The organism is Bacillus sp. DX3.1, from assembly GCF_030292155.1.
In the GTDB taxonomy this organism is placed as follows: domain Bacteria; phylum Bacillota; class Bacilli; order Bacillales; family Bacillaceae_G; genus Bacillus_A.
The window spans coordinates 4,818,493-4,843,613 of record NZ_CP128153.1 but is presented as its reverse complement, the minus strand read 5'-3'; the positions used below and the strand labels follow the sequence as shown (position 1 = coordinate 4,843,613).

Below are 25,121 nucleotides of genomic sequence, written 5' to 3'. Positions count from 1 at the left end.
AGGTGACCTGCACTCGTTTTCTCTCTTTGTTTTGACTTGGCATGGGGCAGGAAAAGGATCTGACCGCTTCTATGCATGGCCGGATGCTCTCTCCCATCTAAAAAGAAGGAGTTTATGTCGGTTTTTTAATTTGTATTTATATAGTTAGATGGAGGATAAAGACCCCTAAGCTAATCAAAGTTTCACTTTATTGCTGTGATGTAATGCTAAACGTAGATGGAACAGGCAAAAAAAGACACTGAGATTACTCAGCGCCTTTTTTGTCTTCTTTAATAATTGTTTTTACTTGACCCGTTTTAATTTTGTTGCTTTCAGAGAAGCGGAGTAAATCTCCTTCAATGAGTTTATCAGACATGCGCAGTTCATTTTGTGCACGATCAATCATTGCTTGTGCTTCTGCTTTTGGTACCTCTACTACTTCACCAGTTGTGCGGTTGTAGAATGTACTGTTTGCATACATATATTTGTCTGTTACAAAGCTTCCATCGCGAAGGACAACGAATCCTGTATTATCTGGTGAGAATACATCGTGACCAAAATGAATGTCATTGCTTGAATCAACACCAAGTAAGTTTAGAATTGTTGGTTTAATATCAATTTCACCAGTTGGTTTTGAAATTGTTTTTCCTTCTGTTTGACCAGGAACGTGAATGAACATTGGTGTACGTTGTAAGTTCATATGATCAAATGTAGTAATTTCTTCTTTTCCTAAGAACTGTGCCATCGCACGGTTATGATTTTCAGAAATACCATAATGGTCACCGTAGAAGACGATGACAGAATTATCATAAAGACCTTCTGCTTTCAGACGTTCAATGAAGTTTTTCATCGCTTCGTCTAAGTAACGTGCTGTTACCATGTAATCGTCAAATACGCGATCACCAGAGTTATAAGGTTCAATTAATTTTGTGTTATCGTCGTACGTAAATGGATAGTGATTGGTTAAGCTAAGAAAGCGTGAATAGAATGGTTGTTTCACTTCTTTTAACATATCCACTGATTGATTAAAGTACTCGATATCTTTTAATCCCCAGTTTAATTTTGTTTCTGGTGTAATTTTGTAGTCAAGTTCGTTATAGTAACGATCGTAACCAAGTGCAGGATACATAATGTTACGGTTCCAGAATGTTGCGTTGTTTGCATGGAATACAGATGTGTAATACCCTTGCTGACGCAGAATTTCTGGTGTTGCCGTATATTCGTTATTACCGTGTGTAAAGAATACAGCACCGCGGTCTAATGGATATAGGGATGTATCTACTAAGAATTCAGCATCCGATGTTTTTCCTTGACCTGTTTGGTGGAAAAAGTTATCGAAGTAATAGCTTTCTTTTGTAAATTGGTTTAAGAATGGTGTTACTTCTTGACCGTTTACAGTTGCACCAATTAAGAATGTTTGCAGTGATTCAAGAGAAACGACAATTACGTTTTTCCCTTTTGCAGTGCCGAACATATTTGGATCTGGCTTGCTTTGTATTGTTTTTACATAGTTTTCTGTTTCTTGTAATTTACTACCATCAGCAAAAGCCTTTTGTGAACTTGATTTTGCTTGTAAGCCAAGGTCGTATACTTGGTGTGTATATAAACCTAAGTTTTTCACGAGCATTACGCGGTCGAATGAGCGTGTTAATAGTTCTGGACGCTCTGTTTCTGCAAGACCTAAGTTTACGAAGAAAACTGCTACTGTTGTTACGAAATATAGAGAACGCATTGGACGTGACACACGTTCTGTTTTTGCAAAGCTTTTCTTTTTCTTTAATAGAACAGAAAAGACAACAATATCAGCAAATGCAACGATGATTTTGTAATTAAGTAGTTCTTTCACACTGGATCCGAGCTGTCCAAAGTTGGATGTTTGCCCAAGTACCGGTAAAGTAACGAAGTCATTGTAGAATCCGTAGAACATTACGTTACCGACAAGAACGATTGTTAAAACAAAATCAATTCCAAGTGCTATATAGTTACGTTTTTTCCCTTTTGCAAATAATGCTAGGCCCACTATAAGTAAAGATGCTGCTAGTGGACTAATAAATAAGATAAACTCTTGCATAAAAGATTCGAGTTTTAAATCAAAGCTCGTGCGCGTAATAATGTAAGTTTTTAGCCATACGGCCAAAGCAACGAACAAAGTAAAGCGCACATTTGCAAACTGTGACTTTAAAGATTCCTTCATTCATTCTCACCCTTTCTCTATCAGGCTTGGTCGATTTTTGAGCGAAAACTGCTAAAATAAAAAATACATAGTTTTCTTTGCCATGAGTAGAATTTTTTATATCTCCCATATACGACTTTAACTATGCATACCCTTTTGTTTTCCTGCCATGTCTTTTGTTGTTCATAAGCATAACGTCATTTTTGTATTATACAACAAAATTCACTTCTTAGGAACCTATAACATTTTACAGTTTTTGTATTTTTAAATGTTGCTGACAGAGAAAACTTTAACATTCGTTTATATGCTCGTCAACTAGAAAATATAACAAAGATAAGAGAGAATTTTAAGAGAAATAGAACATTTCATATTGAGAAATATGAAATTATGAGAGTGAAAAACACTTACGAACACTTGTTCCTTCGTTTATTGTCTGTTACAATAGACTTTCATAGATGGGCTATGTGTATATTTGATGAACTGTATAGGGACTACGCAAATCTTTTCTTTTTGAAGATACATCTACCTTTCTCGTAAACGAAGAACATAAAGCAAGGGGGCTTTTACATGGAACGAAAGTTTTCAGTCGAAGCGTTTTGGAATAAAGTGAAACATGTGGCAAAACAAGCAGGACAATCCGTTGTCTATGCGAGCTTATTGCTGCTGTATGTGTTGCAAAGACCAGATGTTCCAAAGCGTGTAAAAGCGACAATTATTGGGGCGCTTGCTTATTTTATTGCTCCAATTGATGCGATTCCTGACTTTATAGCTGGCATTGGTTATACAGATGATTTAGGTGCGCTAACAGCTGCACTTCTGCAAGCATCAATGTATGTAAATGAAGATGTAAAAGAAAAAGCACGGATGAAATTAGCAGGTTGGTTTGGTTCTGATATAGACACATCGTTTATCGATCAAAAATTAGATCAATAGGTGAAAACTGCTGAAGTTGGCAGGGGAAACACAAGCAAGGAAGTGGACTATGCCATCAGGAAAAACCCATACAAAAATAAACCTACTTTCTCTTCCGATTGTTTTGTTTATGCTTGTTTCGTATGGACTAACAAATTTTGATTTTTTACTTACTTTTGCAATTGGCTTCTTAGCCGGTACGTTTTTTTTAACACCCGATTTGGATATTCATAGTTCAGCCTATAATAAATGGGGCTTGCTACGTATTTTTTGGTATCCGTATCAAACTGTAATGCCGCATCGTTCTGTGTTAACGCATACGATTATTCTTGGTGATTTGCTGCGTATTCTGTACATGCTTATTGTCTTTTCTCCGTTTTTATACATCTTAAATAAAACGGTATTAGACGGACAGCTACTTGCGATTGCCAAGGAGCATGGTGTTTCTCTAGTGACATTTGTTATTGGTGTCATCGCTGCAAGTACGTTACATATTTTGGCGGATCGATTGAATACGCGCCGAAAAAGGCTTATGCGAAGAAAGAAAAAAAGAAGAAGAAGGTAGAGCGCTTGCATATTGCAAGTGCTTTTTTGTACCGTGCTGAGCAGGTAGTGAGGCTTTTAATCAAACGTTTGTTTAAGACGAAATGTGTAGTGTTGATAAGCCTTTCTCACAATTAATCAAACGTTTGTTTAAAAAACGAAAAAGGAATTAAATCGCTTTTTTTCCTATATAAATGTCTTTTGATAGAGAGTATGTTTTAGAACGGCTGATATATGAAGTGAAGTTGAAACACCAAAACTCGACAAACAGTCTTTTGTTAGAATCTTTCTTTGACCTCTATTACGTGGGGCGTTCTGAAAATTAAGATTGTAATAATATAAAACCTTAATGGGTAGTAATGTATGCAGCCAATCTATAGTATGTTATCACGCTCCAATCATGATAAAAAAGATAGTTTTGGATGAAAGAACACTTAATTTAACGAAAAAATTAGAAAATTCGTCAAAAACATCTTTGTAAAACGAAAATGATATGGTAAAGTAAAAATAGAAAACGTTTTCAGAAAACGTTTTCTATTTTCGGGCTTAAAGGTATGATGACCGGATAGTCTATTGATAAGGTTATAGGTATTTGAAAACAGGAGGATTACAGAAAGGGAGAAGGACAATGAGTACATGGACACAAGTTTACGACCCATTCGGGAATATCTGGGTTTCTGCAGCAGTAGCACTTATTCCAATTATCTTTTTTTTCTTAGCGTTAGCAGTTTTTCGCATGAAGGGGTATGTTGCAGGATTTATCACAGTTGTATTAACAATTCTTGTCGCGCTTTTTGCGTATAAAATGCCGTTTACAATGGCGATGGCAGCAACCGGATATGGCTTTACATATGGGTTATGGCCAATTGCTTGGATTATTATTATGTCGGTATTTTTATATAAAATTTCTGTTAAAACAGGACAGTTTGATGTCATTCGTGCATCAGTTCTTTCCATTACGAATGACCACCGTCTACTCGTGATTTTAATCGGCTTCTCATTCGGTGCATTTTTAGAAGGAGCAGCGGGATTTGGTGCACCAGTAGCAATTACAGCAGCGCTCCTTGCAGGGCTTGGACTGAATCCACTATATGCAGCAGGATTATGTTTAATTGCCAATACAGCACCGGTAGCATTCGGAGCGATGGGGATTCCGATTACAGTTGCGGGGCAAGTAACGGGTATTGATCCGCATAAAATCGGACAAATGGCAGGACATCAATTACCGTTCTTATCCATGTTTGTGCCGTTCTTTATCGTATTTTTAATGGATGGTTTCAAAGGTGTAAAACAAACATGGCCGGCACTGTTTGTAGCCGGTAGTTCATTTGCAATTACACAGTTTATTACAGCGACATTTTTAGGACCGGAACTTCCGGACATTACATCAGCACTTGTCAGCTTAGTCTGTTTAGCATTATTCCTAAAAGTATGGCAGCCAAAAGAAATCTATCAAACGAATCAGGCAAATGCAGAAGCTGTGGCGACAACAACGGTTTCATCTATGCCGAAGTTAACAGCAGGAAAAGTTGTTAAGGCTTGGTCACCGTTCATTATTTTAACGGTTATGGTAGTCATTTGGAGTCAAAATTTCTTTAAAGCATTATTTGTTCCGGGCGGGGCATTAGAAAGTCTTGTTTTTAAATTTGAAATTCCTGGTCTGCACAATTTGGTTATGAAGGCAGAGCCAATTGTAAATAAACCAACACCTTATGATGCAGTATTAAAGCTTGATATTTTATCGGCAACGGGAACAGCGATTTTAATTGCGTGTATCATTTCTATGTTTGTGCTCAAAATGAGCGCAAAACAAGCAGCCGAAACATTTAAAGAAACATTGCAAGAGTTAAAAATGCCAATCTTATCTATTGGTTTTGTATTAGGCTTTGCATTCATCGCAAATTATTCTGGGTTATCATCTACGTTAGCTTTAGCGCTAGCAGGAACAGGGAGCCTATTCCCATTCTTCTCGCCATTCCTTGGCTGGATTGGTGTATTCTTAACTGGATCAGACACATCTGCCAACGCATTATTCTCCAACTTGCAAGCGATTACAGCCCAGCAAGTTGGCGTAGAAGAAGTATTACTTGTTGCTGCAAATACAACAGGTGGTGTAACGGGTAAAATGATTTCACCGCAATCGATTGCTATTGCGTGTGCGGCAGTAGGACTAGCAGGAAAAGAATCTGACCTGTTTCGATTTACAGTAAAACATAGCTTATTCTTCGTTACTATTGTGGGTATTATGACATATGTACAAGCATACTATTTAACGTGGATGATACCTTAAGCAAGAAAAGATGCCCTTTAGATGGGCATAGCCATCAACTTAACAAAAACAAGCCAGGTGCTGAAAGCACCTGGCTTGTTTTTTTATACATAATCTTAACTCGATGGCTATGCACAGCATGAAAGACTATTCATCCTCGAATAATATCCTTCCAATTTTTTTGATCCATCTATATAAATCCATTTTGATTTTTCGACATATAGCGCGGCTATGGATAACAAAAGGTGACCTGCACTCGTTTTCTCTCTTTGTTTTCACTTGGCATGGGGCAGGAAAAGGATCTGACCGCTTCTATGCATGGCCGGATGTTCTCTCCCACCTAAAAAGAAGGGTTTTATCCCGCTATTTGCGGGCAGTAATACCCCCACCTCAAATTTCTGCAGAAAGCAAAGAAGTTAGGTGGGGGATAAACTGCCCATAAAAGCCCGATTGGTGAGGGCTAATAATCAGTGGGGGATGAAGAAAACCCCCACTGATTAAAGTTTCACTTTATATCGATTTTTTAATTTGTATTTATATAGAACCCCATAAATCTCACAATTTTAGTTTTGCCAGGTAATATCAGTAACCCAGCGAAGCGTTTGAGGATTGAGGAGTGTTTGGGCGGTTTGACTGTCGGAGTTTAATGCATTCCAAAGTTGTGTCCATCCTTGCTCAGGTGTATTGTTCGTCCCCGAACAGCCACCTTGGTCCAGACAGGCTTGGTATTGTGTCATGACTCCTGCGATAATCATAGGATTGCTAGGATTCTTCGTGAAAGAGTATTTAACTAGGTTGGCCCATTCTTTTGCCTGTGCACTATTTGTGGTATAGATTTCCGGAAGTGGAGATGAAATCCCGGATCCCCAGGATATATACCAGACATCGTCCTGAGTCCATCCGTTATTACAATTTCCATAAGGTGGGCATCCTGCTGCATCACCATAATTGTATAGTGTAATGAAAGGTTTGCCGCTATTTAAAAAGTATGATTTATAGCTATCAACCCATGCTCGTGTGTTTCTTGGAGTATTCCATCCCATCTCCATATCGCTTGCAGCGGCTATTGTGATGTTAGAGTAACCCTGGCTTTGAACCCATAATTTTACCTGCTCAACCATGGATGCCCACGCTTGAGCGTGTTGAGAGGAAGCGCCTTTCTTATTATTTGTTCCAATGGCAATGACCACCTGTGAATCATTTACATTATAATCATGATATCCCTGGGCAAAAGCTTTCACCGCGTTGGCGATGTCCGTGGTCGAAGCAAAGGTATTCCCCGCTCCAAAACCGCTGAAAAGAAGTGTACCGTATACTTTAGTTTTCCTGACATATTCAGGCCAACCAAAGTCTAACACCACGATATCATCTCGCATCCCCGAAGCTTCTCCCAGTTGCTTCCCCTCTAAATAAAGCGTACTTGTGTCCACTGTACTCATAAATCGGCTAAGTGAAGAAGGTGGTGCAGGTGGTGCAAGTGGTGCAACAGTCAGTTGAGATTGAATTTTTTGTATGAGAATTTCTTGGGACTGGTCTAAGTTATCTTGAACAGTTGCTAATATATTTTCTTTCTTAGCGTAAGCCCCTACTTGAATCCCATCTACAATGACACGATAGATATTCGACTTTTTTGTTAGATTAAAAGCTCTAGCTAAACCATTTGCATGACCTTCTGCAACCTTTTGGCGCCAGTTTGCATCTTTTAAATTTGTAGCATCTTCTACGTTCGTGATGAATCCATTTTCTGTTAATAATGCTGGCATATAACTTTCGCGCAGCACATGAAAATCCGCCTTTTTTTTGCCTCTATCAAATAGTTCATTTATTTTTGTGATTTCTTCATGCAAGATATTTTGATAAGTTGCTGTTTGTGAAGAATCGGTAAGCCCATTATATATAAAATCTTCATATCCCTTTGCGCTATTACTATCCGCAGAATTTATGTGAATAGAGAGAAAATAATTTGCTTGCCAAGTATTTGCCGCATTTGTACGTTCAGTTAATGAAACAAATACATCAGTCTCACGGCTCATCTTCACATCAACGTTCTCATAATTATTTAGCAGTAGAGAACGAATGCGAAGAGCAATATCTAAAGTGAGATCTTTCTCTAATAATCCATTCCCTATTGCGCCGCTATCAGTACCGCCATGCCCAGGATCTAAATATAATTTAAACAAAGCTTGTCCTCCTTTAATGTTTTTATGCTATCTTATGTAATAATCAAAAAAAAGGAAATGGACAAACGTAGTTTAATAGAAAATTGATTTAATAGCCTAATATTACTTCTGATAATGAGCGATTATGTGAATGAAAAGTCCCTTCAGAGATTAAAATGTACCCTATAGAGTAGACACTAAAAAAGTCTCCCTATAGGGTTTTTGTATATAATTAAGAAAAACATAAAGACTGGGGAAATTTATGAGTAAAAAGGTTTTTACAGAGAAAGAAATTAAGCTGTTATCATCTAATCAATATGTTAAATCTGTCAGTTCAAAAAGTATCACATATACGGATAAATTTAAGCGTATATGTATTGAGGAAAAAGAGAAAGGCAAGTTTCCAAGACAAATCTTTGAAGAATGTGGGTTTGATGTAGAAATCTTAGGAATGGATAGAATTAAGGCAGCGAGTAAAAGATGGAAAAAGGCTTACAATGAAAATGGGATTAGCGGCCTACGTGACACTAGATTTGGAAATTCAAAGCGTTCTAGAGAAAGAGAACTGACTCTAGAGGAGAAAAACGCTCGCTTAGAAGCTCAAATTAACTTACTAAAGGCAGAAAATGAACTGTTAAAAAAGATTCGTTTGATAGAAAGGGGGCTAAAAAAGTAGTCCTTCTTTCTAGCCAAAAATATATCCTGATTTGTTCAGTGATAGAAACATATCAACTCAAACATATGGTGAAATACCTATGTGGAATAGCCGGTGTCTCAAGAAGCGGTTATTATAACTATTTCTCTGTGAAATCACAGGAACGAAGACATCAAAAAGATGAAAAGGATGAGGTAGTAAAAGGGCTCATCCTAAAAGCCTTCCATTTCAAAGGTCGTAAGAAAGGGGCTCGCCAAATCAAAATGACTTTGGCGGGTCAATTTCAGGTTGTCTACAATTTGAAACGTATACGACGAATCATGAAGAAATACGACATTATATGCCCAATTAGAAAGGCAAATCCTTATAGACGAATTAGGAAAGCTACAAAAGAACATCGAGTTGTGCCAAACCTATTGAATCGCCAATTTAAGCAAGGAATCCCTGGTAAAGTCCTCCTAACAGATATCACATATTTATTTTATGGAAAAGGTCAGAAAGCCTACTTATCAGTCATTAAAGATGGTTCAACTGATGAAATTTTAGCCCATCATATATCAGAACGTATGACTGTAAAATTAGCTACAGATACTCTTCTAAAGTTAAAAAGGAACAAAAACTTTCAGAAAGCCAAAGATGCCTTGATTCACTCAGATCAGGGAATTCAGTATACGCACCCTAATTTTCAAAAAGCAGTTAAGAAACTAGGATTACAACAATCCATGTCAAGAAGAGGAAACTGTTGGGATAACGCTCCCCAAGAATCTTTCTTTGGCCATCTTAAAGATGAAGCTTCTATTCAAGCATGTACAACTCTAGATGAATTAAAAAAAGAAATTAAACAATATATGATCTACTACAATTATTACAGATATCAATGGAATTTAAAAAAGATGACTCCTGTGCAATACAGAGATCATCTTCTTCAAGCTGCCTAGGCTTTTTTTAAATGTCCTTTACAAAGGGTACATTTTAGATCTGAAGGGACTTTTCTAGGTTTCTAGATATAGGGAATACTGTTAAGTGGTGTGTTGTGATTGAGTATTTCTTGTAACATCGCGACATCTTTTTGTATATGTCGGCCATTCGACAAAGAATATCGATTAACCAACGCATTTCAGTGATATTTGTTGAGGGATAAAATGGTTTAATCTCTTTGCATTTTTCAGATTATCATGTATGATGAGAAAGTATTGAAAATTAAATCAGTGATAAACTAGGGGTGCCCAAGCAAGCTGGGCTGAGAGAGAAGTGCGAGAACTTCTTAACCCTCTGGACCTGATCTGGCTCGTACCAGCGTAGGGAAGTTAACGGCTTTACATAACTATGTCTTTATGAGCCAGGTCCTTGTTTTACTATGGACCTGGCTCTTTTTATTTTGGCATGCGCTGGTCACTAGTTCTTATTCTCGTCCTTGTCACGTGTAAAGCAGAAGCGGCTCGATCAGAACAGGAGGGGGATGGAGCTTCAGCCGAAGAGGCGTAGTTTGCCTCAGCGGAAGAAGCGAAGCCACCGACTGTTCTAGCCGCTGGAGCTGGATCTCAAGAAAAGCCGAAGCGGCGAAATGTCGCTGAAGTGAGAATCGAATTGCCCAGAAGTTGGTTGGAGATTCTGAGCAAGTTAGATTTGCCTGAAATGATAAAGGGGAGGAAACACAAATTATGAAGCAATCTGTTTCAGCTGAGCAAATTGAATTGAAGTCGAGTTTACCAGGGAGTAAGAAAGTCTACGTAGAAGGCACGCGTGAAGGTATGAAAGTACCGATGCGTGAGATTGCACAAAGCGAAACAAACGGTGTGCCAAATCCGCCGATTCGCGTGTATGATACGAGTGGTCCTTATACAGATCCTGCATACAAAGTGGAGCTTGAGAAAGGAATTCCAACGCCTCGTCACGGGTGGATTGTTACGCGCGGAGATGTGGAGGAGTATGAAGGTCGTGAAGTGAAACCAGAAGATGATGGTGTGAAAGCTACATCAGAACATACACCTGTGTTCCCGCAAATGGATCGTAAACCACTTCGTGCGAAAGAAGGGGCAAATGTAACGCAAATGCATTATGCTCGCAAAGGCATCATTACGTCTGAGATGGAATATGTTGCGATTCGTGAAGGTGTAGAACCGGAGTTTGTTCGTAAAGAAATTGCAGAAGGTCGTGCTATTTTACCAACAAACATTAACCATCCAGAAGCAGAACCGATGATTATCGGCCGCAATTTCCACGTGAAAGTAAATGCGAATATCGGGAACTCTGCCGTATCTTCCTCTATTGCAGAAGAAGTAGAGAAGATGACATGGGCAACGCGCTGGGGCGCAGATACAATTATGGATTTATCTACAGGAAAAAACATTCATACAACGCGGGAATGGATTATTCGGAATGCACCTGTACCAGTTGGAACTGTACCGATCTATCAAGCGCTTGAAAAAGTGAATGGTATCGCTGAGAACTTAACGTGGGAAGTATACCGTGACACATTAATTGAACAAGCAGAGCAAGGTGTAGATTACTTTACGATTCATGCAGGTGTATTGCTTCGTTACATTCCAATTACAGCGAAACGTGTAACGGGAATTGTTTCACGCGGTGGCTCTATTATGGCGCAGTGGTGTTTATTCCATCATAAAGAAAACTTCCTATATACTCACTTTGAAGAAATTTGTGAAATTATGAAACAATATGATGTTTCCTTCTCTCTTGGAGATGGCTTACGTCCAGGTTCGATTGCGGATGCGAATGATGAAGCACAATTCTCTGAGCTTGAAACACTTGGGGAATTAACAAAAATCGCTTGGAAGCATGATGTTCAAGTCATGATTGAAGGACCAGGGCATGTACCAATGCACTTAATTAAAGAAAATATGGAGAAAGAAATTGATATTTGCCAAGGTGCACCGTTCTATACACTCGGACCATTAACAACGGATATTGCACCAGGTTATGATCATATTACATCTGCAATTGGAGCAGCGATGATCGGCTGGTTTGGTACAGCAATGCTGTGCTATGTAACACCGAAAGAGCATTTAGGCTTACCGAACAAAGATGATGTTCGCGAAGGCGTTATTACCTACAAAATTGCGGCGCATGCTGCTGACCTTGCAAAAGGGCATAAAACAGCACAACAACGCGACGATGCACTTTCAAAGGCACGCTTTGAATTCCGCTGGCGCGATCAATTTAATTTATCATTAGATCCTGAGAGAGCAATAGAGTATCACGATGAAACATTGCCAGCAGAAGGCGCAAAAACTGCGCATTTCTGTTCGATGTGTGGTCCGAAGTTCTGTAGTATGAAAATTTCACATGACATTCGTGAATATGCAAAAGAGAATGATTTAGAAACAACAGAAGCAATTGAGCAAGGCATGAAAGAAAAAGCAGAACAATTTAAAGAAACAGGTAGTCATTTATATCAATAATAGTACGTGTTCAAAAGAAGGATAAAGAAATACGACAGCTATCTTTATCGGACCTTCTGAACATCCTCTAATAGAAATAGATCTTTCTGAACACCTTTTTCATCGTTTGATCACGTGTACCTAACTTAAACATAGAAGCCCCCTTTGCTAAGACGGTAGCAGAGGGGGCTATTATTATTTTTCTTTTAAGAACGTTCGGTCCTTTAAGAATAAATTCCAGAAGAAGATAAAGCCTGGTAGTAAAATCGCGATACCGACTGCATAGAGAACAAGCAGGGCATAGAATGTTTCTTTCGTTGTAAAGCTTGTAAATACAGTAACATCTGGATAGATGATATACGGTAAATGCGCGACACCGTAAGCGTAACTTGCAAAGGCATATTGTGCGACAATCGCTAAAACAGCGATGCGTGGCCAACCAAGTGCATCGTATTTTTGATTCGTCCACCAAAGGGAAGAATAACCGATTGCAAACAAAATAAGTGAAACTGTAAACCATGGAAATTGTTTAATTAATCCTTGCATGAGCCAATTTGTTTCTGGATCCATGACAACAAGAGCAATGATCGCAGTAACGAGTGTTGCTGGTCCAAGTACAATAGCATTGCGCCTGTAAATCCGATACGTATCTTCTGAGCCTTGTTCCCTCGCAAAATCAGCTAGAAAAAGAGAGGAGAGAAATAATTCAGAAGTTAATCCAAATAACATATACCAATAAATAACGGGGCTTGATAGAAGCTTCCCGTATAATAGTGTTTCTTTTCCACCAGACATCGTAATGTAAGCACCTTCTGTTACCGGAAGAACGGTAATTAATAGAGCTGGGATTAAGAGCCCGGTAATGCCAGAAATAAGGCGAAGCAAATGCTCATACTTTGGCAAGGAATAAGCAAAAACCATGAATGTGCTACGAATGGCAACAAGGACTAGAATTAATGTCACCGGTACGAACATGACTGTTGCCAATGTGAAAGCTGCCTTTGGAAAGAAGCCAAGAAATGCGACAACGACAAAGACGAGAAATGTATTGGTTACTTCCCAAGTTGGCGATAAGTAACGGTTGGCGAGCTTTCCTGCTAGTGTTGGGTGCTTCGCATATACCATTCCCCAGAACCCAGCTCCAAAATCAATGGAACCTAAAATGCTGTATACAAAGATAATCGCCCATAAAATGATAATGGCAATACTTGCTTCATGCACGTGGCCCACCCCCCTGATGTTGTAAGTCATTCTGCAGTGGATGGCGCTTGAAGAATGTTCGAAGTACGAAAATCGTTAAAGCACCAAGCCCGATGTATAAAATGACAAATAAAGCGAACAAAGGTCCGACAAAGTCAGCACGTGTTGCGGCATCCATTGTGCGCTGCATTCCATAAATGGTCCACGGTTGCCGGCCGCTACAGCTGAAAATCCACCCAAATTCAATGCCGAGCATCATAACTGGGCCGCATGCGGCAACCCCCCATAATAGCCATTTCGGAAATTCAGTACCTTTTTTACGATAAATAAGGTACCAATATAAAAGACCGATTGCGGCGACAGCAAAAGTGAAGGCTGCGGTACCGACCATTAAGTTAAACAGAGTATGGGTGTAAAAGGGTGGCCACGTTTCTTGTGGGAATTCATTTAATCCTTTTACGACAGTATTTGGATTCAACCCCACGAGCATGCTTAACATGTTCGGGAATTCCAGTGCGTATTTTAACTCGTGTGTTTCACGATCAACAACTCCACCAATAGATAGCGGTGCGTGTGACTGTGTATCAAATAATGCTTCCGCGGATGCTAATTTTTCCGGGGAATGATTATGTAAAGCAATAGCCGATTCGTGCCCAGAGAGCCAAAGGATAGCGCCAGTAATAAATGTGACAGTGAGTCCTAAAAACAATCCTTTCTTATGGTAGGCGATTTCACGTACACTTTTATTTCGCCCGAGTAATTTAAATCCAGCGATAGAAGCGATGACAGCAGCCCCTGTTGCATAAGCGGTAATTGTAACGTGAAAGGCACTTGTGAAAAAGCTTGGATTAAAAAAGGCCTTCCATGGATCAACATTAAAGACGGAGCCATCTGGGTTCATGGAAAAACCAGCAGGTGTGTTCATCCACGTATTCGCCGATGTAATTAAGATAGCAGATGCAGTGGCACCGAGCATGACGAAAAAGAGCGAGATCAATCTCATAAATGGCGGCAATTTATCTGCGGCATACACGTAAATAGACATGAATAAAGCTTCTAAAAAGAAGGCGAAAATTTCAATTTGGAATGGCACAGAAATGACTTGTCCTACAATTTTTGCAAATCCGGGCCAAAGAAGTGAAATTTGTACACCGACAATTGTTCCAGTTGGAATGGCCACGCCAAGCAAAATGGCGAATGCTTTCGTCCACCGTTTGGCCATGACAGCATAATCGGAATCTTTCTTCCAGTGATATAACACTTCACTTATAAAAATCATTAAAGATAGTCCGACACCAAGCGTTGCAAATATAATATGAAAAGCTAGTGACGATCCGAAGAAAGCGCGTGATAACGTAACGGTATCCATAATGTTACTCCTCTTCTTTTTTACCATTATTTTCTGATTGGTCTGGAAAAATTATTCAAAAAACTTCCAAAAAATATATATGTATTTTAAAAAGTAATTATGATATCATGATTTTGAAATATTCAGAAAACTTTTAGAGACAATAAAAAATCTTTTTATTTGTGTTTTAGGACAAAATCTTTTATAATGCTTATGCGAACGTAAGTTCTGTTAGGGATAACCGGATAGAAAAGTTCACGTGAAACGGAGGGCATGTTATTATGTATCCTGAAGTCATTAAAAAAATGGCATTTTCGAAAGAGCATAGAGATTTGTTATTAAAGCTTTATAATAAGGAAATCACGCGGCGTGAATATGACCATCTTGTACAAGCACTATATCGTCCTACAAATGAAGTGTGCAAAGGATAGTGAATAAAAGAGAGGCTGTTTCCAAAAGTACTAATTTGGAAACAGCCTCTTTTTATTGTTTCTGTATGCTCTGATCAATCAGATGTTGCCTATCAGTTTAGGTGGGGGGAACTATCTGTAAAAGTTTGATTGGTGAGGACTAATTCTTAGTAGAGGATGAAGAAAACTCTGCTGATTATAGACTCACTTTATTAAGATATACTTATTTAAATTAAATATTCTAAATTATATGTTATATCCTTGCTATAGGAGTGTGATGGGAAGGGGGATTAAAAATATGAACAGGTGGGTTAAAACCTTGCTTATTATAGTTGTTTTTTTTGTAGGGGCTGCTTTTATTGGTTACAAAGTCGGTGCGTATTTGGGTTATGACGATAAGGAAAATCAGATCGATGCAGTTAAAGGGGAAAAAATAGTATTTGACCTCAATTCTGATCGTCATATAATCAATGCAATGCACAAAATGGTGCATCAAAAAGTATTATCTCACGAAAAACAAGGATTTATCAAAATGACTTCGGAGAACATCGAAGAAGTGCGAAGAATGATCGATGAAAGTAATAGCGGTTCCTTACAGCATAAAGAACAGTACCTCAAGATTTTTACACGTTGGGATGAAGGTGATTTCTCTCAAGCAGTTGAGGAGCATAACTTATTATGGGAATGGGGAAATACCAGCAATGGCAGTGCGTATGAATTAGCTACACCGGAGCAAGAAAGAGAGTACATTTTAGAACAAGCGAAGTATGAAAAATAATAAAGAACTTACAACAAATGGAGAAAAGAAGTTATATTGGGGATAAACTTGCCCGTAAAAGCCCGATGTGTGAAACTTTGATCAGTGGGAATGAAGAATCCCCACTGATCAAAGTTTCACTTTATTTTTTACTTCTTAGCAGTAGTAGTGACGGTATACTAGCTGGCCATTTTAATGCGGGGTTTGGGGCTGGTCCTGTAATCCATGTATGGAATGGAATGATACTGCATGCGACCATTATTGTGATAGATAGTACCCCAGTGCAAAGAAATAGCAGTAAACTATAGAGAATTGAATTTGTTTGTAATGCGAACATTGAGAGTATTTTAATACTTATTTGTAAGAAGAAGAAGTGTGCTAAATAGGCACCGTATGTATAGTTTCCAATAAAGCGCAATGCTCTATATAAACCACTGCGATGCTGAGCGATTGTAATGGATAAAGCGTACAGTATTAAAATTTCACATACAATGTATAAAAACATGGAAGGCTTCAAGTATGTAGATACTGTTAGATGAATGGAATCTACACCGTGAAAACTAAATAATTCATAATTAATGAATAAGAATAAAATGAAAAATAGGATTGTAAGAAGCGGTATACGTTTTATGACAAATAAACGCCAAGCACGAAGGGCAACAGCCGCGATTCCTCCCATGACAAAATAAAAGGAATAGAAAAAGAAGGATCGGTCTGTATAATGCAAAACAGCTGAACGGGTTAATATTTCTCCATTAAATATATAATTAGAAGAGTACCACATTAAAAGAAAATAAATCATGGCGAAGACAGCCATGTACTTGTATATATCCTGCTGATTATGTGTCCGTTTTTGAAACCAATAAAAAGTGACGCATAATAGCGGGAACAATAAATGGATTTGAAACATCATGATGACATACCAAAGGTGAGGTGCAGCTGTTCCAAGTAATAGACTTTTTATTGCACTTTGCATTGTGAGTGCGTCTTTTGTTGTGAATAGGTAAATGATAGACCAGAAAAGGTAAGGGGCAAGTAGATTTGCTGTTTTTTCGTAGATGTATTCTTTATATAGTATTTGCTTTGTATACTGGCCAATGAGATGAAAACCAACGATAAAGATAAAGGCTGGTGCAGAGAATTTTGCAAGGTTGAATAGCATACCGATAATAATAGATTGTTCTAATACTAAATTGCCTTGGCTCATTGTATACATTAATGAACTTTGCAAAACAACGGCTAGGAAAGCGATACTTTGCAAAATTTTAAATTCTGGGGCATTTTGTGTCATGAGTCCCATCTCCTTTTCCATACATGATTATAGTACGAAGTAAGGGGAAGTACTGTGGAAACTTTGTGAAAGTTATAACAAATTTGTGGCAATGATAAAAAAGAGCGTTCGGTTTATGAAAACCAACGCTCTTTTTGTTTATCCCGCTATTTGCGGGTAGTAATACTCCACTGATCAAAGTCTCACTTTATGCAAGTTTATTTTTAACCCAATCTTTACCTTCTACAAGGCGTGCTGTTAAGATCGCACAAACGTTATCACCTGTTACGTTTAACATCGTTGCTGGGGGATCAATAATTGTACTAATCGCTGCAATGATTGGCAGAGCTTCTGGTGGGAAGCCATATAGAGAAACGATTAACATTTCACCAATCATACCGCCGCCAGGAATTGCGCCCATTACTGTTCCAACTAATAGAGAAACAACAAGTGCGATTGCTAACGTTTTTGGACTAGAGAATTCCATATTGAAAATCCCGAATAAGAAGGCAATTTTTATCACACCGCCTAAAACAGATCCGTCTTTATGAAGAGTAGAACCAAGCAGGACGACTGTTTCACGAATGTCAGAAGAAATACCCATTTTTTTTGTAGCTTCTAGGTTTGCTGGAATACTTGCGGCACTACTACAAGTTGCAAGTGATGTAACGGTAGGAGAGACCATGTTTTTCCAAAAGATTTGTACACCTTGCTTTCGTCCAGCAAGGTAAGCATAAAATGTAAAAGCAACAAAGAAGTATACGATAGAAGCTGGATAGTATACCATTGCTGCTCGGAAATATGTTCCAAGTAGCTGCGGTCCGAATTCACCAACTAAAGCGGCAAAGTATGCAGCAAGTCCAATCGGAGCGTAGTACATAATGAACGATACAACTTTCATCGAAATCTCTGCACCAGATTGTAAGAAGGTAGCGAATGGCTTTCCTTTTTCTCCTACTGCTGAAGTGGCTACACCCATTAAGATAGAGAAGAAAATAAGGGCAAGCATATTCTCACGAGATAGTAGTTTTGCAAAATCTGAAACTGTAAAAATACCAACGATTTGATCGGCTACGCTAATATTTTCAACTTTATCAGGTCTTGTTAATTCTAATACAACGCCTTGTGCTGGTGGGAATACTTTCACAACAATAATCATAAAAATTGCGGCAATAATACTCGTAAATAGGAAAGTCCCAGCCATGCTCGACATAATTTTTCCCAAACGTTTTAATCCATCCATATTGGCAATAGATGAGGCAATGCTAAAGAAAACGAGCGGTACAACAATCGTAAACATTAAGTTTAAGAAAATGTCACCAAGCGGTTTTAAAGCAACTGCATCGGTACCCATGAAATAACCAATGAAACCACCAATCAGGATGGAAGATAATAAAATAAGTGGAAAGCGATAAGCTTTCATATATATTCCCTCCAATTTATATAAATACAAATTTAAAAACCGACATAAACCCCTTCTTTTTAGGTGGGAGAGAGCATCCGGCCATGCATAGAAGCGGTCAGATCCTTTTCCTGCCCAGACATAGTGAAAACAAAGAAAGAAAATGAGTGTAGGTCACCTTTTGTTATCCATAGCCGCAGCTATATGTCGAAAAATCAAAATGGATTTATATATTTATAAAAAATCAAAATGGATTTATATATTTATAAAAAATCATACTGATTTATTATAGCGAGTTGTACTGCTGTTTACTAGGAAAATACAGATAGATAGAATAGCGCGAAAAACGAGAACTTTTTGTATAGGGAATTTTTGTTTTTCATGCTTGTCATATGGAAAAAAATCTAGACATATATATTGGTAATCCAGTTGCGATTCGAGCCGGATCAAGATAGGCATTGTATATAAGAATGAAGAAAGAGAGGAGGGATTTCGATGAATATTTTACTTTGCTGTGCAGCAGGAATGTCTACAAGTTTACTTGTAACGAAAATGGAGAAGGCGGCACAAACAAAAGGCGTTGAAGTGAGAATTTGGGCTGTATCAGGTTCGGAAGTACGGAATCATATTGATGAAGCGGATGTGCTCTTACTTGGACCACAAGTACGTTATTTATTGCCAAAGATGAAAGAATTGTGTAAAGAAAAAGGAATACCTGTTGATGTGATTCACTCTGTACACTATGGGCTTTGTAATGGAGAAGCCGTTCTGCAAGCAGCATTGTTAATGAAGACATAAGGAGAGTGGAGTAGATGATAGGGTTTTTGGAGAAGTACGTGATGCCGGTAGCAGGAAAGATTGCAGGACAGCGCCATTTACAAGCTGTTCGAGATGGAATTATTTTAACGATGCCTTTCTTAATTATCGGATCATTCTTCCTTATTATCAGTTCTTTGCCAATACCAGGCTACAATGACTTTATGGCAAATCTGTTTGGAGATGGTTGGCAAAAAGCATTAGGGTATCCAGTTAACGCAACATTCAATATAATGTCTTTAATAGCAAGTTTTGGAATCGCTTACAGGCTTGGGGAACAATATAAAGTTGATGCATTAGCAGCAGGTGCGCTATCGATGGTGTCTTTCTTGCTAGCGACACCATTCCAAGTTTCACATATGATAACTGGTACGAAGGAGAGTGTGATCGTAGAAGGTGTAATCCCCGCTGTACTAATGGGGAGCCAAGGGTTATTTGTGGCAATGATTTTAGCACTTATATCTACCGAAATTTATAGGTTTATTGTACAAAGAAAGCTGATTATTAAAATGCCAGAAAATGTTCCACCAGCTGTAACACGTTCATTTGCTGCACTCATTCCAGGATTTATTGTTGTGACTGCTGTTTGGATCTTGCGCTTAATTATGGAACATACTACTTTTGGTAGTATTCATAATATTGTGGGGCAACTTCTGCAAGCACCACTTAGTGTACTTGGCGCAAGTCTTTTTGGTGCGGTAGCGGCGGTAATTGTTGTCCATGTGCTTTGGGCATGTGGGATTCACGGAGCTGCGATTGTGGGCGGAGTCATGAGCCCGGTTTGGTTATCGTTAATGGATCAAAACCGCATTGCTTTTCAGGCAGGGCAAGACGTACCAAATACGATAACAGCACAATTCTTTGATTTATGGATTTATACAGGTGGCTCTGGTGCCACGCTTGCACTTGTTGTGGCAATGTTATTATTTGCACGAAGTCAGCAATTAAAAAGCTTAGGTAGGCTATCCATTGCGCCTGGTATTTTTAATATTAATGAGATGGTGACATTTGGGATGCCAATCGTGTTAAATCCGCTTCTTCTTATTCCGTTTATACTTGCTCCAGTTGTTTTAACGGTTGTATCGTATTTTGCGATGGAATGGGGTCTTGTTGCAAGACCAAGCGGAGCGGCTGTACCATGGACCACACCGATTCTGTTTAGTGGATATTTAGGATCGGGTGGTAAAATTTCAGGTGTTGTATTGCAGCTTGTTAACTTTATTTTGGCCTTCCTTATTTATCTTCCATTCTTAAAAATATGGGATAAGCAAAAGGCAGCCGAAGAACAGGAGGAGTAAAGAATCGAAATGGATACATTAGAGACGAAGGCCTTTCATTTGATTTTACACGGGGGAAATGCGAGAAGCAGTGCGATGGAAGCAATCGATTATGCGAAGCGAGGGGAGTTTGCCGAAGCGGACGCCAAACTACAAGAGGCACTGCAAGAATTGCAAGAAGCGCATCGTTTGCAAACAGAACTCATTCAAAAAGAAGCAGGCGGAGAAAAGGTAGAGCTTACATTGTTAATGGTTCATGCACAAGATCATTTAATGAATGCCATAACAGTGAAGGAACTAGCGAGTGAATTTGTGGAATTATATAGGAAGATGTCAGAGAAGAATTAGGCCTTGCAAGTGCAAGGCTTTTTTGTGTGTGAAAAGCAGTCGGTTATGCAAATGGAATGGAGATTATAGAAGCAAAGACATTGCTTACTTATCTCGTTACAGCAAATATTGTGGGGCTGATTTTCTCGTTCGCTTCCTTTGTCTTTGAGAGAGAAGATTGGAGCATTTTAAAACAAACAATTATTCATTTTATCATTTTGTTAGGAACATTCTTACCGATTGCACTTTGGATTGGCTGGGTTCCAAATCATCTTGTCCCGATTCTCATTTGCACAGGTAGCTTTATCATCATTTACTTCATTATATGGTTTGTGATGACAATCTATTGGAAGAAAAAAATTGCAGGATTAAATAATCAATTGAAATAAGAAGGGAGATTTCCCTTCTTATTTTTTTAGCATATCAATATGCGGAATATTATCTTCTAAATATAAAAATATTTTCTGTTCTGTTCCTACACACAACTAGAAACTAAACACTAACCCATTTTTATGTCGATATGTACCAATAGTGTGTTATTTTTACAACACACTACCTGTGTTTCGGATAACACACACTTTGAAAGCGGTAACACACAATAAAAACACACGATAAAACGCCTATTTAAAGCGATTTTAAAAGTTGGCACGGCACTTGCATTAATAAAAGGCGTAAAGAAAAATAAATAAAAAAACAAAATTGTTTATATGCATAGGGGGACTTATTAATGAATATTTTACTTTGTTGTTCAGCAGGAATGTCTACAAGTTTATTAGTTACAAAAATGGAAACAGCTGCAAAAGCTCGCGGATTAGAAGGAAAGATTTGGGCTGTATCTGGGGATGCAGTAAAAAACAACATCGATCAAGCAGACGTATTATTATTAGGACCACAAGTTCGTTACATGCTGTCATCTATGAAAGCGCTTGCTGATGAGAGGAATGTTGGAATCGATGTTATTAATTCAATGCATTACGGCATGATGAATGGTGAAGCAGTTTTAGATCATGCATTAACACTTAAAAAATAATTAGGGGGGAGAAATAATGCAAAAATTTATTGCATTTATGGAAAAGTATATTGTTCCAGTCGCAGGGAAAATAGGATCGCAACGTCATTTGGCTGCAATACGTGATGGTTTTATTGCAGTTATGCCGCTTATCTTAGTGGGTACATTTGCATCATTAATTAATGGTTTCCCATCTGAAGTTTTCCAAAACTTTATGAAAGATATGTTTGGAGAAACATGGAAACAAATTGGCGGTGGAATGTGGACTGGTTCTTTCGCGGTTTTAGCACTCATCATAGCGTTTACTACAAGTTATAACTTAGCAAAATCTTACGGTGTTGATGGATTGTCAGCAGGTATTATTTCATTTGGTGCGTTAATTATTCTTACACCAACAACACCGAAAGAAGGCGGCCTCAACCTCCTTTGGACAGGTGCGCAAGGTTTATTCGTAGCAATCATTGTGGCACTTCTTGTTACTGAGGCGTTCCGTTTCTTTGTACAAAGAGAGATTACTTTCAAAATGCCAGACGGTGTGCCACCAGCAGTGTTAAGATCTTTCGCAGCATTAGTTCCAGCGTTTGTTATTTTAACAGTTGTTGCAGGAATACAATTAGCAGTGAAATTAGCAGGTACCAGTGTTCATGAATTCATGAATTCATCTTTAATACAATTCAATTACCGTTACAAAGTTTAGCAGGTACATTGCCAAGTGCCATCGTTATTGTGTTTCTTGTTCATCTTCTTTGGTTCTTTGGTTTACATGGTCCAAATATCGTTGGTGGTATTATCGAGCCATTATACTTACCGGCACTAGAAAAAAATATCAACTTATTCCAAAATGGTACATCTGCATTTGATGTTCCAAACATAATTACAAAACCATTCTTTGATACTTTCGTATATCTTGGTGGCTCTGGTGCAACATTAGCATTCTTAGTTGTTGTATTAATCGTAGCAAAAAGTGCACAATTGCGCGGGGTATCACGATTATCAATCGGACCTGGTGCATTCAACATTAACGAACCAGTAATCTTTGGTACACCGATTATTTTAAACCCGATTTTATTCGTTCCGTTTATTGTGACACCACTTGTACTAGTTATTACTTCTTATACAGCTATTTCTCTTGGCTGGGTGCCAAAAACAGTTGCGATGATTCCATGGGCAACGCCACCAATCATTAGTGGTTACCTTGTAACAGGCGGACATTTCTCCGGTGCAATTCTACAGTTATTCAACTTTGTAATTGCGATGGTAATTTACTATCCATTCGTTGTGTTATGTGACCGTTCTGTTGTTCGTACTGAAAAAGCTACAGCACAAGGAAATAATCAATCTGTACCTATGTAATACATGATTGTTCTCGCGGACAATAGTTGTCCGCGAGAATAATAACTTTATATCCTGTTCAGAAGGATGGCACACATTTGGAAGAACACCAAAACTAGATAAATAAAATCATACCTTAATAGACATGTTCAAACTGAAGGAGATACTTGAATCAGTTGAACTTTATAGAGAGAGGCGGTAAATTATGATGACTACAGCAGAACAAATCCCATTCCAACTTATTTTAAACAGCGGTAACGCAAGAAGCTTCGCAATGGAAGCACTTCAATATGCGAAACAGGGGAAATTAGATGATGCTGATGAAGCAATGGAGAAAGCGAAAGAAGCGATCAATGAAGCACATCATTTCCAAACAGAGCTCATACAATCAGAAGCAAGGGGAGAAAAAACAGAGATTAGCGTTCTCTTAATTCATGCACAAGATCATTTAATGAATGCGATTACAGTAAAAGAATTAGCAGCAGAATTTATCGACCTTTACAAAAAGTTAGAAGCGAAAGGGGAATAGGATATGCGTGGAATAAAAATTGCTACAATTGGCGGTGGATCTAGTTATACACCAGAGTTAATTGAAGGTTTTATTAAGCGTTACGATGAACTTCCTGTTCGTGAAATTTGGTTAGTAGATATTGAAGCTGGGAAAGAGAAATTAGAAATTGTTGGTAACTTAGCAAAGCGTATGGTGAAAAAAGCAGGATTACCAATTGATGTTCATTTGACACTTGATCGCCGTGCGGCATTAAAGGATGCTGACTTTGTAACAACACAGCTCCGCGTCGGTTTATTAGAAGCGCGCGGGAAAGATGAAGCAATCCCGTTGAAATATGATGTAATCGGTCAGGAAACAAACGGTCCAGGTGGTTTGTTTAAAGCATTGAGAACGATTCCTGTCATTTTAGATATTTGTAAGGATATGGAGGAGCTTTGTCCAAATGCTTGGCTCATTAACTTTGCAAATCCAGCTGGAATGGTAACAGAGGCTGTACTTCGCTATACGAATATTCAAAAAGTAGTTGGGTTATGTAACGTTCCGATTGGTATTCGTATGGGACTTGCAAAGCTTCTTGAAGTAGATGAAAGCCGCGTGCATGTTGACTTTGCTGGTTTAAATCATATGGTCTACGGATTGAATGTGTATTTAGATGGCGTAAGTGTAATGGATCGTGTTTTAGAATTAATGACAGATCCAGAAAAGCAAATTACAATGGAAAACATTGCAGCGCTTGATTGGGAGCCAGATTTCATTCGTGCGCTTCGTGCAATTCCATGTCCATACCATCGTTACTACTATAAAACACGTGAAATGCTAGAAGAAGAAAAACAAGCTTCAATCGAAAAAGGTACACGTGCAGAAGTCGTGAAACAATTAGAAGATGAATTATTCGAGTTATATAAAGACCCGAATTTAGATATTAAGCCACCGCAATTAGAAAAACGCGGCGGAGCTTATTACAGTGATGCAGCATGTAGCTTAATTACATCGATTTATAATAACAAAGGTGATATTCAACCTGTTAACACAAGAAATAATGGTACAATTGCAAGCTTGCCGCATGATTCTGCTGTTGAAGTGAACTGTGTTATTACAAAAGACGGCCCAAAACCGATTGCAGTAGGTGATTTACCAGTTCCTGTTCGCGGTTTAGTACAGCAAATTAAATCATTCGAGCGCACATCAATTGAAGCTGCTGTTACAGGTGATTATCATAAAGCGCTGCTTGCTATGACAATCAATCCACTTGTACCATCAGATAAAGTAGCAAAACAAATTTTAGATGAGATGTTGGAAGCACATAAAGAGTATCTTCCGCAATTCTTCAAAAAAGTAGGGAAGTAAAAAGCGGCGCTTACTGAGCCCGCT

The 25,121-nt window shown here is 38.4% G+C and carries 18 protein-coding genes, 3 pseudogenes and 1 riboswitch; of the genes and pseudogenes, 15 read left to right on the top strand and 6 right to left on the bottom strand.

Going from position 1 to position 25,121, the window contains the following annotated elements; all coding sequences use genetic code 11:
* Window positions 1–244: 244 nt before the first annotated feature.
* Window positions 245–2,173: an LTA synthase family protein gene (locus tag QRE67_RS24385; protein ID WP_286122727.1), complete on the bottom strand. Its 1,929-nt coding sequence runs from the start codon at window positions 2,171–2,173 to the stop codon at window positions 245–247.
* A 546-nt stretch (window positions 2,174–2,719) separates the two neighbouring features.
* Here QRE67_RS24385 and QRE67_RS24380 point away from each other — a divergent pair.
* From QRE67_RS24380 to lldP, 3 genes are all read left to right on the top strand, one after another.
* A complete protein-coding gene (locus tag QRE67_RS24380) occupies window positions 2,720–3,085 on the top strand; it encodes a YkvA family protein (protein ID WP_286122726.1) in 366 nt (121 codons plus the stop codon).
* A 49-nt stretch (window positions 3,086–3,134) separates the two neighbouring features.
* Window positions 3,135–3,629: a metal-binding protein gene (locus tag QRE67_RS24375; RefSeq protein ID WP_286122725.1), complete on the top strand. Its 495-nt coding sequence runs from the start codon at window positions 3,135–3,137 to the stop codon at window positions 3,627–3,629.
* A gap of 606 nt (window positions 3,630–4,235) precedes the next feature.
* Window positions 4,236–5,897, top strand: a complete 1,662-nt coding sequence (gene lldP, locus QRE67_RS24370; RefSeq protein WP_286122724.1) for an L-lactate permease — start codon at window positions 4,236–4,238, stop codon at window positions 5,895–5,897.
* Between the two features lie 1,481 nt (window positions 5,898–7,378).
* Here lldP and QRE67_RS24365 read toward each other — a convergent pair.
* A pseudogene (locus QRE67_RS24365) lies at window positions 7,379–8,056 on the bottom strand (N-acetylmuramoyl-L-alanine amidase family protein); the annotation flags it as partial.
* Between the two features lie 241 nt (window positions 8,057–8,297).
* Between QRE67_RS24365 and QRE67_RS24360 the strand changes: the two are divergent.
* Together QRE67_RS24360 and thiC are read left to right on the top strand one after the other, a co-directional pair.
* A protein-coding gene (locus tag QRE67_RS24360) for an IS3 family transposase (protein WP_286122723.1) occupies window positions 8,298–9,628 on the top strand; the annotation gives its coding sequence in 2 pieces (ribosomal slippage) (window positions 8,298–8,670 and window positions 8,670–9,628; 1,332 coding nt in all).
* Between the two features lie 270 nt (window positions 9,629–9,898).
* A riboswitch (TPP riboswitch) is annotated at window positions 9,899–10,012 on the top strand.
* Between the two features lie 339 nt (window positions 10,013–10,351).
* Window positions 10,352–12,112 (top strand): phosphomethylpyrimidine synthase ThiC, encoded by a 1,761-nt coding sequence (gene thiC / locus QRE67_RS24355; RefSeq protein WP_286122722.1) that lies wholly within the window; start codon window positions 10,352–10,354, stop codon window positions 12,110–12,112.
* A gap of 174 nt (window positions 12,113–12,286) precedes the next feature.
* Here the strand turns inward: thiC and QRE67_RS24350 are convergent, their stop codons facing one another.
* Together QRE67_RS24350 and QRE67_RS24345 are read right to left on the bottom strand one after the other, a co-directional pair.
* Window positions 12,287–13,312: a cytochrome d ubiquinol oxidase subunit II gene (locus tag QRE67_RS24350; RefSeq protein WP_286122721.1), complete on the bottom strand. Its 1,026-nt coding sequence runs from the start codon at window positions 13,310–13,312 to the stop codon at window positions 12,287–12,289.
* Window positions 13,305–14,660, bottom strand: coding sequence for a cytochrome ubiquinol oxidase subunit I (locus QRE67_RS24345; protein WP_286122720.1), 1,356 nt, complete (start codon window positions 14,658–14,660; stop codon window positions 13,305–13,307). The genes QRE67_RS24350 and QRE67_RS24345 overlap by 8 nt, the downstream gene beginning before the upstream one ends.
* 260 nt (window positions 14,661–14,920) lie before the next feature.
* Between QRE67_RS24345 and QRE67_RS24340 the strand changes: the two genes are divergently transcribed.
* A complete protein-coding gene (locus tag QRE67_RS24340; RefSeq protein WP_286122719.1) occupies window positions 14,921–15,070 on the top strand; it encodes a hypothetical protein in 150 nt (49 codons plus the stop codon).
* Window positions 15,071–15,347: 277 nt separating this feature from the next.
* The gene (locus QRE67_RS24335; RefSeq protein ID WP_286122718.1) at window positions 15,348–15,827 is read left to right on the top strand and encodes a DUF6241 domain-containing protein; all 480 of its coding nucleotides are present in this window, start codon (window positions 15,348–15,350) and stop codon (window positions 15,825–15,827) included.
* Window positions 15,828–15,948: 121 nt separating this feature from the next.
* Here QRE67_RS24335 and QRE67_RS24330 read toward each other — a convergent pair whose 3' ends face one another.
* Window positions 15,949–17,118 carry an acyltransferase gene (locus QRE67_RS24330; RefSeq protein ID WP_286122717.1) on the bottom strand — a complete coding sequence of 390 codons (1,170 nt, stop codon included), beginning with the start codon at window positions 17,116–17,118 and terminating at the stop codon, window positions 15,949–15,951.
* Window positions 17,119–17,284: 166 nt separating this feature from the next.
* Window positions 17,285–18,499 carry a dicarboxylate/amino acid:cation symporter gene (locus tag QRE67_RS24325; RefSeq protein ID WP_286122716.1) on the bottom strand — a complete coding sequence of 405 codons (1,215 nt, stop codon included), beginning with the start codon at window positions 18,497–18,499 and terminating at the stop codon, window positions 17,285–17,287.
* A gap of 474 nt (window positions 18,500–18,973) precedes the next feature.
* Here QRE67_RS24325 and QRE67_RS24320 point away from each other — a divergent pair, with 474 nt between their 5' ends.
* The 8 genes and pseudogenes from QRE67_RS24320 to celF all read left to right on the top strand — a co-directional run bounded on the left by QRE67_RS24320 (window position 18,974) and on the right by celF (window position 25,097).
* Entirely contained in the window at window positions 18,974–19,276 is a 303-nt protein-coding gene (locus QRE67_RS24320; RefSeq protein ID WP_286122715.1) for a PTS sugar transporter subunit IIB, read from the top strand.
* 14 nt (window positions 19,277–19,290) lie between these two features.
* Complete coding sequence (celB, locus tag QRE67_RS24315) at window positions 19,291–20,592, top strand: PTS cellobiose transporter subunit IIC (protein WP_286122714.1); 1,302 nt, start codon at window positions 19,291–19,293, stop codon at window positions 20,590–20,592.
* 9 nt (window positions 20,593–20,601) lie between these two features.
* On the top strand, window positions 20,602–20,919 hold the full coding sequence (locus QRE67_RS24310; protein WP_286122713.1) for a PTS lactose/cellobiose transporter subunit IIA: 318 nt from the start codon (window positions 20,602–20,604) through the stop codon (window positions 20,917–20,919).
* A gap of 38 nt (window positions 20,920–20,957) precedes the next feature.
* Window positions 20,958–21,287, top strand: a pseudogene (locus QRE67_RS24305) (DUF3021 domain-containing protein); the annotation flags it as partial.
* A gap of 338 nt (window positions 21,288–21,625) precedes the next feature.
* Window positions 21,626–21,928: a PTS sugar transporter subunit IIB gene (locus tag QRE67_RS24300; protein ID WP_286122711.1), complete on the top strand. Its 303-nt coding sequence runs from the start codon at window positions 21,626–21,628 to the stop codon at window positions 21,926–21,928.
* Between the two features lie 16 nt (window positions 21,929–21,944).
* A pseudogene (gene celB, locus QRE67_RS24295) lies at window positions 21,945–23,260 on the top strand (PTS cellobiose transporter subunit IIC).
* A gap of 184 nt (window positions 23,261–23,444) precedes the next feature.
* Complete coding sequence (locus tag QRE67_RS24290; RefSeq protein ID WP_286122710.1) at window positions 23,445–23,768, top strand: PTS lactose/cellobiose transporter subunit IIA; 324 nt, start codon at window positions 23,445–23,447, stop codon at window positions 23,766–23,768.
* Between the two features lie 3 nt (window positions 23,769–23,771).
* Complete coding sequence (celF, locus tag QRE67_RS24285; protein WP_286122709.1) at window positions 23,772–25,097, top strand: 6-phospho-beta-glucosidase; 1,326 nt, start codon at window positions 23,772–23,774, stop codon at window positions 25,095–25,097.
* The last annotated feature ends 24 nt before the right edge of the window (window positions 25,098–25,121 follow it).

What these genes read in the sequence shown, in the direction of transcription:
- QRE67_RS24385 (WP_286122727.1), bottom strand. Translation starts at nt 2,173, where the DNA reads ATGAAGGAATCTTTAAAGTCACAGTTTGCAAATGTGCGCTTTACTTTG.
- QRE67_RS24380 (WP_286122726.1), top strand. Translation starts at nt 2,720, where the DNA reads ATGGAACGAAAGTTTTCAGTCGAAGCGTTTTGGAATAAAGTGAAACAT.
- QRE67_RS24375 (WP_286122725.1), top strand. Translation starts at nt 3,135, where the DNA reads ATGCCATCAGGAAAAACCCATACAAAAATAAACCTACTTTCTCTTCCG.
- lldP (WP_286122724.1), top strand. Translation starts at nt 4,236, where the DNA reads ATGAGTACATGGACACAAGTTTACGACCCATTCGGGAATATCTGGGTT.
- thiC (WP_286122722.1), top strand. Translation starts at nt 10,352, where the DNA reads ATGAAGCAATCTGTTTCAGCTGAGCAAATTGAATTGAAGTCGAGTTTA.
- QRE67_RS24345 (WP_286122720.1), bottom strand. Translation starts at nt 14,660, where the DNA reads ATGGATACCGTTACGTTATCACGCGCTTTCTTCGGATCGTCACTAGCT.
- QRE67_RS24340 (WP_286122719.1), top strand. Translation starts at nt 14,921, where the DNA reads ATGTATCCTGAAGTCATTAAAAAAATGGCATTTTCGAAAGAGCATAGA.
- QRE67_RS24335 (WP_286122718.1), top strand. Translation starts at nt 15,348, where the DNA reads ATGAACAGGTGGGTTAAAACCTTGCTTATTATAGTTGTTTTTTTTGTA.
- QRE67_RS24330 (WP_286122717.1), bottom strand. Translation starts at nt 17,118, where the DNA reads ATGGAAAAGGAGATGGGACTCATGACACAAAATGCCCCAGAATTTAAA.
- QRE67_RS24325 (WP_286122716.1), bottom strand. Translation starts at nt 18,499, where the DNA reads ATGAAAGCTTATCGCTTTCCACTTATTTTATTATCTTCCATCCTGATT.
- QRE67_RS24320 (WP_286122715.1), top strand. Translation starts at nt 18,974, where the DNA reads ATGAATATTTTACTTTGCTGTGCAGCAGGAATGTCTACAAGTTTACTT.
- celB (WP_286122714.1), top strand. Translation starts at nt 19,291, where the DNA reads ATGATAGGGTTTTTGGAGAAGTACGTGATGCCGGTAGCAGGAAAGATT.
- QRE67_RS24310 (WP_286122713.1), top strand. Translation starts at nt 20,602, where the DNA reads ATGGATACATTAGAGACGAAGGCCTTTCATTTGATTTTACACGGGGGA.
- QRE67_RS24300 (WP_286122711.1), top strand. Translation starts at nt 21,626, where the DNA reads ATGAATATTTTACTTTGTTGTTCAGCAGGAATGTCTACAAGTTTATTA.
- QRE67_RS24290 (WP_286122710.1), top strand. Translation starts at nt 23,445, where the DNA reads ATGATGACTACAGCAGAACAAATCCCATTCCAACTTATTTTAAACAGC.
- celF (WP_286122709.1), top strand. Translation starts at nt 23,772, where the DNA reads ATGCGTGGAATAAAAATTGCTACAATTGGCGGTGGATCTAGTTATACA.